Genomic DNA, 12,475 nt, shown 5'->3' with positions numbered 1-12,475 from the left:
GTTATTAAAAAGGCAGATAAAAGCAATGAGCACTTAGGAATTAATTAGGGCGTGTCCTCATTTTAAAAATGGTGATAATAATGAGATAAATTGTAGCCAAACAAGGAAAATAGTGTAGTTAATATCGAGATATTACCCAGCTATTTGACGAAGTTTGGCAGAATTTAGCCATTTTTAGACCATTTAGATGCCCATCAATTGAATTGAGGAGACGCTCTAGACTAAATCAGGAAATAGTGTACGTAAGGCATTCACGATAATCTCGATAGAGACAGCGGCTAGGAGCATACCCATGATTCGGCTCATGATGTTTAGCCCAGTATCACCCAATAGACGACTGATGCGACCTGCCGCCATCAAGGCTAAATAACAGAATAAACTGATAAACAAACCCGCAATCAAAATAGCAGAGACTTGCAACATACCGGAAACTTGCGATGAGTAAATAATTACTGTTGAGATACCACCCGGTCCAATCATCATAGGAATGGCCAATGGCACGACAGCAGATGCAGTACTGGGTGCAGCATGTTTGTCATACTCTACATCGAAGTTTTCTTGGTCAGGCTTAACAGGGTTACCATCACCATTCATCATATTTAGGGCAATCAAAAACACCAAAATACCACCTGCCAACTGGAACGAACCAATCGAGATACCAAGCAATTTAAGTAACGTCTCGCCTGCTACGGTAAAAAAACTGATGGTGATAAAAATGGTTAAACAAGCAACACGTGCCACTTTTCGTCGATTATTCATTGAATAACCGCGGGTCAAATCCAAAAATAAGGTCAAAGCGCTAAAGGGATTAATCAATACCATAAAGGCTAAGATTATCTTGATGATTTCAGTATTCACTAAGCGCTCGCTTATCTATTGGGCAATTCAGGCAAAAGATAAGGTCGTCGTGCGCGTGTACGATGACCTTATAGTCGGTAGCAGCGGCATTGTAGCACAGGCAGATAAACCAATTAAATCATTAACTTCGCTTAATCCCTACGCCTTACCAAATCCATAGGATATCCATACAAATCTGCCCTTTTAATAGACTATTAGTCCGAGATTTAACCTATAAAAGCGGATATAAACTCAGACTAAGCGCTGACGTTAGGCGCTAAAATCAAGCCCGATATCTAGCGCCATTGTGCTATGAGTCAAATAACCCATCGCAATAAAATCAACACCTGTCTCTGCTACGGCTTGCACGGTTTCAGGGGTGATACCTCCTGATGCCTCGGTCTTGGCGCGACCTTTGCACATGGTAACCGCTTTCGATAATGTCTCGGGTGACATATTATCTAAAAGAACCAAGCTCACGCCAGCCTCTAAGGCTTGCTCTAATTGCTCTAACGTATCGACTTCAATCTCAATAGGAATCAGGTGACCTGCAAAGTCTTGCGCTTGCTTAATCGCAGTATTTATATCACCTGCAATGGCAATATGATTGTCTTTGATTAAAATCGCATCGTCTAATCCTAAACGATGATTGCGCCCACCGCCACAGCGTACCGCATATTTCTGTACCGTACGTAGACCTGGAATAGTCTTACGCGTACAGGTAATTTGCGCGGGATACTCTGCCACACTATCGACAATCTGCCGTGTTGCCGTTGCAATACCACTGAGATGGGTCATAAAGTTTAGAGCGGTACGTTCCGCTGTCAAAAGATGACGCGCATTGCCGCTGACAATCGCCAATACCGTACCCGCTGCAACCGTTTCACCATCAATAATCTGAGCAGCGAACTCTATCTGCGCATCAACCAAAGCAAAAGACAAACGTGCTAAATCCATACCGCAAATCACACCTGCTTGGCGCGCTTTGATGTGTAGTTGTGCTTGCATAGTAGCTGGGATGGTTGCTTGCGACGTCACATCACCACGTCTACCCAAATCCTCAGTTAAAGCGGCTTCCACTAAGGGCTTAAGTAATACTTCATCCAATGCTGGCTCTTGTTTAACTGTCATATTTTACCCTTATTTTTGTGTGATGGCTTTTACATGGTAAATGCGCATTATTAATCCGAGCTTTATTTTATTAAGCTCAAAATGAGCATAAATATAACGTAAAGCGCCTAGCCTCGCAAGAAAAGGGCGTTATTTTATTTATTTAACAATTTATATTTAAACCTAATGGGGGAAGCGTTATGCAGGCATTAATAATATTGGCACTATTTGCGTTTGGGCAATTTACTGTCCATCAGCAAGCTTTGTAGCTCAATGTCGTGGCGAAAGCGATAGAGCTTGGCAGGGCGACCGCGTTGGGCGCTACTACTCTGCCCTGTCTCCATCACAAGGTTTTGTGAGTCTAGCAAACGACGGAAGTTTTGCTTATGCAAGCGCACGCCTGACAACGCCTCAACGCTTTGCTGTAATTGCGATAAGGTGAAAACATCTGGCATCAAGCCAAAGATAAGCGGTCGATATTCAATCTTGGCGCGCAGACGTGAAATGGCGGTAGCAATCACGCGGCGATGGTCATAATACATAGGCGCACCTATCAGCTGCGACCAATTTTCAGGTAAAGCTCTGGTCTGAGCATTGGCTGAATAACTGGGTGGATAGGTCGGCGCTTCAGGGATCAGCCCCGCTTCATATAGCATCTCATAGCGTAGCAGTACGTGTTCGGCAACCCACTCTCGACTGTCGTGATTGTTATCACTCGCTGTATCAATACCAGCATTTTTATTTTCGCAATTCCCAAAATAATTACCCGCTAAGAACGCTTCACTCAATCCCCAGCACAAGCCAATGCGCTGACGACGACGCTGCTGAACGATGGCATCTGTTGTATCATTCGCCCACTCTAATAGTGCTGGCACAATAAAATCCATGATGATACTTGGCTTACCCTGTAAGTGATTTTCCCAAGGAAAATAATCATACCAATCTCGCCATAGAGCTTGGCTCTGTAGCTGCTGCGTTTGCGTCTCTTGCACCAATCCCAAGTAGCTGACATACACCAACGCATGGCCATCGACATTGCGTCTATTGGTATCGACAAAGGTATATAGCTGCTCTAAATAACCGAGCGGCTGCTGTGTCTGTTCTTCAACCCACTGGCGCACGCCAGCTTGCAACGAGCGGTGCAATGGCATCAACGGCCCATTGGGCAATAGCTTACCTTGATCAACGGTTAAGACCCGAGCGGTATGCTCAGTAATCGCCACCAACACGGCGACCACTTCTGTGGTGCCACTACCCTGTTGATGTGCATGTGAGTAAGACAACGTCATGGCTTTAGTAAATATCCTTTATCTTGAAGAATGCAGTGAAAAAGCTACAAATTCTGACTTTTATAACACGGCTTAGTATAGCGTGAATCTAAAACTATCATAGCCTGCCCTTGTAAATATACCAATTGCATGTAATAAATACTGGAAGATAAATGCAAGAACAACAGTATAAGAAACGGCGCTATTTAGAAAACACCCACACACATTTAGTTCAATTTTTAAGTTAATTATAAAAAATACTTGTATTTATGCTCAAAATGAGCATAATTAAAACACTTTATTCATTCACCGTATTTAACTGTCTTATTTCTAACGACACCTCATTTGTCGTTAATGTACTAAAGGTTGCACTTATGAAAACTTATCCCTATGACGCGCCCATCATGAGCAATGACAATCGCATTGCGACTCAAATGAACATCGAATATGCCAAGGCTAAAATACCGGAAGATTTACCGCATGCCGAACGGCTTGCGGTTGAGGAAAATATCAAGCAATTATTGAAAGAGCATAACGCGGTATTGGTTGCCCATTACTATGTCGACCCTTTTATACAAGATTTGGCATTAGCAACGGGTGGCTGTGTTGGTGACTCATTGGAGATGGCACGCTTTGGTCAAGCGCATAGCGCGCAAACCTTGGTCGTCGCTGGCGTACGCTTTATGGGCGAATCGGCAAAGATATTAAGCATGGAAAAAACGGTACTGATGCCAGACTTGGAAGCGGAATGTTCGCTTGACTTAGGCTGCCCTGCTGATGAGTTTTCCGCATTTTGTGATGCCCATCCTGAGCGTACCGTGGTGGTTTATGCCAATACTAGTGCTGCGGTCAAAGCGCGTGCTGATTGGGTTGTGACCTCGTCCGTTGGTATCGATATCGTGCGTCATCTGCATGCGCAAGGCGAGCCTATCATTTGGGGCCCTGACCGTCATTTGGGTAAATACATAGCGCAAGAGACTGGCGCCGATATGCTGCTCTGGCAAGGCTCTTGCTTGGTTCATAACGAGTTTAAAGCAACTGAGCTGATGCAATTAAAAGAAGAGCATCCAGACGCTAAGGTGTTGGTACATCCTGAATCACCTGATAGTGTAGTCGCGCTGGCCGACGTGGTTGGCTCAACCAGTAAGCTATTACAATCAACTTATGAGATGGATGCCGATACCTTTATTGTCGCTACCGACTTGGGTATCTTGCACGAGATGCAAAAGCGCTCGCCACACAAACGTTTCTTAGCCGCGCCGACGGCTGGTGAGAGCGCCAGTTGTAAAAGTTGTGCATTTTGTCCTTGGATGGCAATGAATGGCCTAAAAGGGATTGAGCAATGTCTGTCTCAGCGCAGCGGTGAAGTGCTCATGACGCCTGAGCTCGCAGCAGCAGCTAGAAAACCTTTACAACGCATGCTTGATTTTGCTGAAGCGCAAAAACAACGCGTGACGGCGAGCGGTGATATCGTCAAAGACCGCGAATTATTTGCCAATGTGGGAGCAGCCTAATATGAGTGAGGCATGGTCAGCGGATAAGGTAAATACTAATAATGCTGAGGATACTGTCCAGACAGATGTCCTTATCATCGGTGCTGGTCTTGCAGGCTTAAGTACCGCCCTTGCTTTGCCAAAATCGCTAAGTGTAACGGTATTAAGTAAATCCGCGATAGAAGTGTGCTCAAGCCATTATGCCCAAGGCGGCATTGCAGCCAGCCTAGACAAGAATGACCGTGTCGCTGATCATATCGCTGATACGCTAGTCGCTGGCGCAGGATTATGTGAGACTGATAATACCACTAATATCCTCAGCGCTGGACAGCAAGCCGTACAATGGTTATGTGAGCAGGGTGTACCCTTTACCCTGATTCCGCAACAAGAAAGACAGCCATATAATAATGCAAATCCTTTAGCGACATTACAGACTAGCGATTTGCATCTGACCAAAGAAGGTGGGCATGGCTGTCGGCGAGTTGCACATGCCGATGATGCAACTGGTCGGCATATTATGGAAGCCTTGACTCTAAAAGCGCAAGCTGCATCCAATATTACTACCTTACCCTACCATGAAGCACTGAGCCTTTTAAAAAATAGCGCTAATCCAAATAAGCAATGCCAAGGTGCGCTTGTTTTTGATCATGTACATCAACGTAAACTTACCTTTCGTAGTCGCTCTGTCGTATTGGCAAGTGGCGGTTTAGGACAGTTATTTAAGCGTGCCAGTGCGCCGAATGTCTGTGTCGGCGATGGGGTTATGATGGCATGGCAAGCGGGTTGCCGCTTGGCTAATTTGGAATTTATTCAATTTCACCCAACTGGCTTAGCCTTAGATGACAGTAGCTTTCTGATATCTGAAGCACTGCGCGGCGAAGGTGGACGCTTGTATTGTCCGCAAACGGGCAAACGTTTTATGCTCGATATTGATAAGCGTGCAGAGCTGGCTCCAAGAGATATCGTCGCCCGTGCCATCGCTGAGCAAATTAATACCAACGGACTTAGCTATGTACATCTTGATGTCAGTCACTTGCCAGCGGAATTTTTGCAAGAGCATTTCCCGCAGATTTATCAAACGCTATTAGAGCTTGGCATCGATATTACTATCGATCCTATTCCAGTTGCCCCTACCGCTCATTATAGCTGCGGCGGTGTAGTAACGTCTGCCAATGGTTTGACCGATGTGGCAGGGCTTTATGCCGCAGGCGAAGTTGCTTATACAGGTCTGCATGGTGCAAATCGCTTAGCAAGCAATTCTCTATTAGAATGTGTGGTCGTTGGGCGCAATATCGCTGCTGACTTGCCGCGCTATCTGGAAGCAATAGAGAAGTTGGAAATAACTTTACCTCATGCTAATTTAGACAAATTAATCCATGATAAGTGGACAGCGCCAACGCTTAAAAATAGTCAGCGCATTACCTTGCCATCGTCTACTGAATATGAAAGCTATACTAATGATAACGTCAATACAAATGCTGACACCACTGGAATAACCGCAGAACTAAAGGCTTTGATGACCTCTCATATGGGTATTACCCGTGATGCCAAACAATTAGAACAAGCACTTTTACAAATACAGCAATGGCAACAACAACTTAACTGTTACGACTCTAATCAACTAAGCATCTATAATAAAGACAACGCTACTATTTTGAATGAGCTGCCTTACTTTCAATTAGCAAGACAATTACAATTAGCGACGTTGGTTATTCAATCTGCTTATCAGCGTCATGAGAGTCGCGGTGGGCATTACCGCAAGGATTATCCCAACTTAACAAGCACACCTCGGACGAGTGTGATTGAGCCATTATCAAAGTTGAAAGAAGGTGGTATTGATTGGTTGATTCAGCCTATAATCGATGATACAGAGGCTGGATCAGTATGTACAGTTGCTAACGCCTAACAGCAATTAAGCGTTGCCACTTCAGCCATAAAAAAACGGTGGGTTACCGTTCTCTATCGACCTCAAAGTGCTAAAAACATGGCTTCTGACTTACGGTTTGTGATGGTTCTAATGCTAGTCGTGAGTTCGGTTTGGGCTATGCTTGCCCTACCTCGCTTGCGTCAGCGCTTACCGAAAATCTACTTGATAGCACGCTCATGGTGGCTCATGTTAGCAGCGCTTTGCGCTTGTTATGTTATCGCTAAGATAACTGATAATAGTCAACACCTACACTCTCGCACATACCCCTATCAGTGGTTGCTGATCGCTTTTTTCTTGTTGATTGGTGTGCGTGGCTGCTACGAGATTAAACGATTATGGCACCTACCTAGCAAAGCTAGGCTTATTAGTAAGCTTCAAGCGCGTGGCTTGCAACCAAATACTCAGCCTTTTATAAAAACTCCTTCTGATTCTAAGCAAGCCTATACACATTTAAAATTCTTAGACTTGCTGTTTAGTTCTGTCTTTATCGCATTGATTATCAGCTTGATTGCCTTACAGCAATTAACGTGGCAACGCGAACAATATGGCATTTTGTTTTTTGTATTATTCGCCAGTCAATTTAATGATATTGCACAGTATCTATGCGGACGATTGCTTGGTCACAAAATCTTTAAGCGCGGTCTTGCTCCAACCATCAGCCCGAATAAAAGTATCGAAGGTGCTCTCTTTGGCAGTGTATTAGCAGCGATATTGGCCACACTATTAGGCATCTGGCTCACTTCTTTTAGCTGGTGGATTTGCTTATTGGCCGCCTATGGTTTAGCGGTAAGTGGTATCGCTGGAGATTTATTAGAATCCGCCTTTAAACGTCAGCACGGAGTAAAAGACACGGGTACTATGCTCGCTGGACATGGCGGCGTATTGGATAGAATAGATAGTCTGCTGATTGGTGTGCCATTATTTACCTTATTTTATTGGCTGCTTGGCTAAGCTGTTATCAAGTGGTTTTATCCAATTTACTACGCAATATCCAGTTAAGCAAAGGCTTAGGTAAATGGTTTAGCGCCCGAATGATATAGCCCATAGAGCGTGGAAATATGGCCAGCTCAATATCTTTATCAATTGCCTGCATAATCTTCTCAACCGCCGTTTGTGTTTTTATTATGAATGGCTTATGGCTAGCATCACCATTATTTAAATCACGTAATGCTTGGGTATCGATATAGCCTGAGGCGATGCAGTTTACTTGGATATCATAAGGCGCAAGTGCTGCACGATAGGCGCTAGCATTGGCAATCATCGCGCGTTTGCTTTTGGCATAAAGACTGGCGTAAGGATAATCCATTGTACCGGCGATAGAAGCAATACAAATTAGGCTTAGGCTGCTGTTTTCGTTGAAATCCAACGCACAGCTTTGCCGCCTTAATTGCTCACTTGCCCATCTAAAAACCTGCTCAAACGCTTGCAGATTAATTGCTAGCATTTGATCGCTGTCCGCTTGACTCAGATGGTGAATACGCTCATTGGTATAACTACCCGCACTATAAATTACTCTTTGAAAACTGATACCTGACAAGCTCTCTAACAAACTTTGTGTTTGCACGTTATCAGTCAAATCACAGCAATAAGTAATAATATTAGGATGCTGACTATTGATATTATCTATTTTCTCCATACTATGACCAACCACGCTCACTTGCCAGCCAAGCGCCTGATGATGCAGCGCCAGTGCCAAACCAAGTCCACTCGTACCGCCGAAAACGATGATATGCGATGGATTATGAGCTGAAGTAGGGTGTGTAAGGTCTTTCATTTGCGAACTCATAGACCCTGCTGCCGTATATAGTCAGTGGTTCGCTGATAACCATACTGCCATTGCGCCTGCATTTGCTGCACAAAGCCATCATAGTCACTGTGGATGAGCTCAACGGTCATTTGTCTGATGTTAAAACGCTTTTGTACATGCTGCCTTGCCAACTGCTGAGCATTATCTGCAAAAGGTAACCAATGTAGTTGATTCACTCGAGGACTGGTTTCAACAGAATCAGCGCGTGGCAGCGTTTCTGTTGAATCAAAACCCTGCACCTGTGCCAAACGCTCGTTGGGGTCAAAACCAAAAACACGTTGAATGGCTGGTGCGGCAAGCCATGAATCATAACCCGCCTTGGTTTCTGCAAATACGCTATGACCCAATTGACACGCCAGCTCAATGGGTGTGAGATTAATCACTCCGCCTAAACACCAACCAAGGGCTGCGATATGCGTCGGTGGTAGGTAATACATATCTGCCATAGAAGCACGAATCGCAGGGGCAAAATCCCATTTGGTCAGCGTTCTGACAGACTGAGTTATACGTCCATTAGCAAATGTATGAGCCGGTGAATTCAGTTTTTCTGCAATGAGATCTAATACTGCCAATCGCGGCGGGGCAAATAATAATTCTTGTAGCCTAAAATCATTGTGAACAGAATTACTAGCAGTAGTCCCTTGATTAGCTGTTGGATACAGGCGGCTGGCGATAATGGCTATCTCTGGCGCGGTAGGATTACACAAATTATTATTGTGCTTGAGAGAAAAACCAAACAACTCGTCAAGCCATTGTTCCTCATTATCGACTCGAAATATCGCTAGCTGCTGTAATTCATCTAAAATCCGCTCATAGTTATCTGCTTGCTGCTGTCTTTGTCCGTTAGCTTTTTGTTTTGTGAGTCGCCAGCGCTTGAAAGCCTGAGTCATGCAACGTATTTTTAATCGCTTACTTGCTTCGGCTGGCGCGACATGTCTGATGGCAGTAATGACACGATACAACTCACGGCTGCACATGAGCTCCTGCAAATCCTTGGGATCGGGCGCTAAATTAACCAAATAAGCCGATAGACTACCACCGCAGGTGCCAACAATCATATCCGGCGTCAAATCATGAGCCACCAATGCCGCATAGCTACCTAAATAATAGCCAAAACGTGAACCGCCCCCTGAAAAAAGCTGTACACGCTCATAGGGTTTGGCATGCGTATTATTCATGATTGGTTGAGGCGACTTTAATTGCCAATGACACGGTAAAAATACCAAAGCGATCGATACGCATCGCTATTTTTTGAAAGCCAGCTTTCTCAACCAACTGATCCATCTCTGCTTGTGAACGACAACGCATCACCCAATCGCTGCCACGATGATTGTTTAAGGTTTTACTGATAAATTCTTGTTCAGGATGCCAAGGCTGATTGGTATAAAGCAAATAACCACCAGATTTTAAACTATCGTAAATGCCTACCAAAGCCGTCGTTGGTAGCGTATTGTCAGAAAACAATTCAAAAACACCAGAGGCAATGGCGATATCGAATTTTGTTTCATCGGCACTGCCAGTCTCTTTCTGCTCATTAATATAACTGGCAGGGTTAAAAGCATCTTTTTGACAGGCAATCACGCGATCAGCAATTTCTAGCTGCTGCGCTTTCGACTGTAAAGCTTGAATATTATGCTGCTCATAATCACGTAGCTCAGCATGCAAGTCTGTAAACTCTGTCAATAAATCAAACGCATAAAAGCCATGCCCACTAGCAATATCTAGCAATCTTGGTTGGTATAACTTAGCGCTACTTTGGTTCTTATCTTCAATATCTGCTAAAGCTTGACGTGCTAGCTCTAATATATGCTCACGGCGGATACGAATACCTTGCCAACCAATATTGTTTAAGTAAAATTTATCGACTGCCTGACCAAATTTATTCTGACCACTCGGCTGATTGTAATAGACATGATCGAGCGAATGACCAGAATCAAAGCCATGCACAAGTCCAGTAGCAATGGCATCGCTGACATGACCAAATTTTTGCATCGCAAAGCGCGTAAGTGCAAAACTTGGATTAAAAGGCTTAATCGCTAAACGGTCAACCTTATCCTTACTGGCACTGTTTAGATGAGCGGCGCTCAAATCAGGCGCTTTAACGTCCGTACTGAATACCTGCTCAGCGAACTCAATACAATCAGCGAAGACGTCTGCTTTATTGGTTTCATGAAAGATAGCATGATAGCTGTCTGGATATAATTGCCAACGCTTACTAGTCGTATTAATCGCGTCATAAAAATCGCGTTCAGCCTGCTTATCGACCACATAATCCTTGCCTGCGCACAATACAAACGTCGGCACGGTAATGGCACCAGCATCATCGAGCAAGCGTTGACCCGTCACATGAGTATCAATGAGCAAGTCAGTCGAGATACTATTGGAGATAAGCGGGTCGGCATTGTAGGCTTGCTGTGCGTCTTTATCATGGGTCAATACTTGTGCTTTGACGTAGCTGCTCACGCGTGACATCAAACCAAGTGCGCGTGCCACCTTTAACGATGGTATGGCAAAGGGTAGATACAAACGAATCTTCAATGCAGGTGTACCCAAAATCATCCCGCGGATATTGGGTGCGTAATCATGTACCCATGCTGCCGCGAGTACCGCACCGATACTACTGGCGATGAGTAGAGTATCGTCAATGGCAATGCCAGTTTGAGCAACGACCAATCGCACAAAGTCGTTTAAATCGCGCTCTAGCTCGGTGACGCTCTCGGCATGGTCTTTGATACCGCCTGAGCGCCCATTACCGCGTGCATCCCAAGCAAATACCTGATAGCCAGCCGCTGCAAACTGCTGTCCTAACTCTTCTAATCGTCCTGAATGCTCATGACCACGATGTAACAGAATGACTAGGCGCTGTTGTGTGTGTTGCTGACTGGCTTGTTTTATAGCCTCTAAAGGCATCGTCAGCCAGTAACGATAATATATTGCCGTGCCATCATAAGCGTTATAACTGCTTTCACCATGAATAGTTTTGGGTAAGGACTGCTTTGATGAAGGCTGCTTTGATGAGAGTTTCTTTGATGACGTCTTTTGGGATGGGTCTTTATGATTACTATCGTTAAGCAGATTTATTTTATTTTCTGCATTGTTAGAGGTCGCTGACATAATATTGGATTCCAAAAGAGAAGCATTAGTAGAAGAATGAGGTAAAGCGTTATGAGCGATGAAACCATCAATGACGCTAGGAGAAAATTCAACATGGTTGGAAATGTTTGAATGATGACAATTACTTAAGGCGTTCAGTGTTGATTTAGGCACTGGCGGTTTACGCATTACGTATAAATTCGCCATATAACGCAAGCGATTGAGGCAAGTTTTTAAGAGCAAGGCTTCTGTCAGTAGGCACAGTTGCCCTATTCTTATAGGTGATAGCGATAACGGTACTTTGACACCAACCAAGGTGCCAAGCACACCCAGCAAAAAAGCACGGTCACTTTTGCCTAATGGCCCATGGTTGGCTCGATTACCTAGAGCTGTATGACTGGCTATACCCAGTAGCTCGGTACCAATACTAAGACCAATCAAACCGACAATATGGCGCTGACTGTGAGATAGATTTTCTGCGGTATTTATCAGCCCAACGGGCGTTTCTTGATTATCAATATGCGGCAACAGACTGGCCAATAATGCTGTATCGGCAACAATATCACCCACTTCATTGAGCACTGCACCAAGTTTGGATGCCTGTCCGTGCTCGCGCGCCATCATGCCATCGATAGCATTGAGCGCCATACGCACAAACAATGATGACGGCATTAACAGCCATAGCGCTTGATTTTTGGTTGCGGGCTTAGCTATCACATAGGCCGTTCCCACACTCAACAATACTGCTGAAACCGTCACTTGGTTGGCGGTAACACCTTGCCCAGCTAGAGTATCGCTTATAGGACGCAATTGATCTTGGAATTGAGATTTGAGTTGATATAGCGACATAATACGTGCCAAAACCTTTGATGCCTTCAATGTAACAACAAAAGTTTGTCAGGTAAAGAATAACCAGCCATTTAGAGGTCATTTACTACTC

General features: G+C 44.5%; 9 protein-coding genes. 3 read left to right on the top strand and 6 right to left on the bottom strand.

Annotated features, from left to right (window positions below):
* Nucleotides 1–216: 216 nt before the first annotated feature.
* The 3 genes from ACP7AA_RS08880 to ACP7AA_RS08870 form a co-directional block, all read right to left on the bottom strand.
* On the bottom strand, nt 217–858 hold the full coding sequence (locus ACP7AA_RS08880; RefSeq protein ID WP_201562505.1) for a MarC family protein: 642 nt from the start codon (nt 856–858) through the stop codon (nt 217–219).
* Between the two features lie 249 nt (nt 859–1,107).
* A complete protein-coding gene (gene nadC, locus ACP7AA_RS08875) occupies nt 1,108–1,968 on the bottom strand; it encodes a carboxylating nicotinate-nucleotide diphosphorylase (RefSeq protein WP_426223317.1) in 861 nt (286 codons plus the stop codon).
* Between the two features lie 203 nt (nt 1,969–2,171).
* Nucleotides 2,172–3,236, bottom strand: a complete 1,065-nt coding sequence (locus ACP7AA_RS08870) for an NUDIX hydrolase (RefSeq protein ID WP_426223316.1) — start codon at nt 3,234–3,236, stop codon at nt 2,172–2,174.
* A gap of 353 nt (nt 3,237–3,589) precedes the next feature.
* On the opposite strand from ACP7AA_RS08870, the gene nadA reads away from it, so the two are divergent.
* The 3 genes from nadA to ACP7AA_RS08855 all read left to right on the top strand — a co-directional run bounded on the left by nadA (nt 3,590) and on the right by ACP7AA_RS08855 (nt 7,586).
* Complete coding sequence (nadA, locus tag ACP7AA_RS08865) at nt 3,590–4,729, top strand: quinolinate synthase NadA (protein WP_426223315.1); 1,140 nt, start codon at nt 3,590–3,592, stop codon at nt 4,727–4,729.
* A gap of 1 nt (nt 4,730) precedes the next feature.
* Nucleotides 4,731–6,614 (top strand): L-aspartate oxidase, encoded by a 1,884-nt coding sequence (gene nadB, locus ACP7AA_RS08860; protein WP_426223314.1) that lies wholly within the window; start codon nt 4,731–4,733, stop codon nt 6,612–6,614.
* Between the two features lie 78 nt (nt 6,615–6,692).
* Nucleotides 6,693–7,586 carry a phosphatidate cytidylyltransferase gene (locus tag ACP7AA_RS08855; protein ID WP_413501245.1) on the top strand — a complete coding sequence of 298 codons (894 nt, stop codon included), beginning with the start codon at nt 6,693–6,695 and terminating at the stop codon, nt 7,584–7,586.
* A gap of 7 nt (nt 7,587–7,593) precedes the next feature.
* Here ACP7AA_RS08855 and ACP7AA_RS08850 read toward each other — a convergent pair whose 3' ends face one another.
* Genes ACP7AA_RS08850 through ACP7AA_RS08840 form a run of 3 tightly spaced genes read right to left on the bottom strand, consistent with a single transcriptional unit; the run spans nt 7,594 to nt 12,384 of the window.
* Nucleotides 7,594–8,409 (bottom strand): SDR family NAD(P)-dependent oxidoreductase, encoded by an 816-nt coding sequence (locus ACP7AA_RS08850; RefSeq protein WP_426223313.1) that lies wholly within the window; start codon nt 8,407–8,409, stop codon nt 7,594–7,596.
* Between the two features lie 8 nt (nt 8,410–8,417).
* Nucleotides 8,418–9,620, bottom strand: a complete 1,203-nt coding sequence (locus tag ACP7AA_RS08845) for a patatin-like phospholipase family protein (protein WP_426223312.1) — start codon at nt 9,618–9,620, stop codon at nt 8,418–8,420.
* Nucleotides 9,613–12,384, bottom strand: coding sequence for an alpha/beta fold hydrolase (locus ACP7AA_RS08840; RefSeq protein WP_426223311.1), 2,772 nt, complete (start codon nt 12,382–12,384; stop codon nt 9,613–9,615). Before ACP7AA_RS08840 ends, ACP7AA_RS08845 begins: the two co-directional genes overlap by 8 nt.
* Between the last annotated feature and the right edge of the window lie 91 nt (nt 12,385–12,475).

This window comes from Psychrobacter sp. DWR1-2-3 (genome assembly GCF_049896465.1).
GTDB classification, from domain to species: Bacteria; Pseudomonadota; Gammaproteobacteria; order Pseudomonadales; family Moraxellaceae; genus Psychrobacter; species Psychrobacter maritimus.
This window is presented reverse-complemented; position numbering and strand designations above follow the sequence as displayed.

Excerpts from the sequence above, each read along its gene's own strand:
- nadC (WP_426223317.1), bottom strand. The coding sequence starts at position 1,968 with ATGACAGTTAAACAAGAGCCAGCATTGGATGAAGTATTACTTAAGCCC.
- ACP7AA_RS08870 (WP_426223316.1), bottom strand. The coding sequence starts at position 3,236 with ATGACGTTGTCTTACTCACATGCACATCAACAGGGTAGTGGCACCACA.
- nadA (WP_426223315.1), top strand. The coding sequence starts at position 3,590 with ATGAAAACTTATCCCTATGACGCGCCCATCATGAGCAATGACAATCGC.
- nadB (WP_426223314.1), top strand. The coding sequence starts at position 4,731 with ATGAGTGAGGCATGGTCAGCGGATAAGGTAAATACTAATAATGCTGAG.
- ACP7AA_RS08855 (WP_413501245.1), top strand. The coding sequence starts at position 6,693 with ATGGCTTCTGACTTACGGTTTGTGATGGTTCTAATGCTAGTCGTGAGT.
- ACP7AA_RS08850 (WP_426223313.1), bottom strand. The coding sequence starts at position 8,409 with ATGAAAGACCTTACACACCCTACTTCAGCTCATAATCCATCGCATATC.
- ACP7AA_RS08845 (WP_426223312.1), bottom strand. The coding sequence starts at position 9,620 with ATGAATAATACGCATGCCAAACCCTATGAGCGTGTACAGCTTTTTTCA.
- ACP7AA_RS08840 (WP_426223311.1), bottom strand. The coding sequence starts at position 12,384 with ATGTCGCTATATCAACTCAAATCTCAATTCCAAGATCAATTGCGTCCT.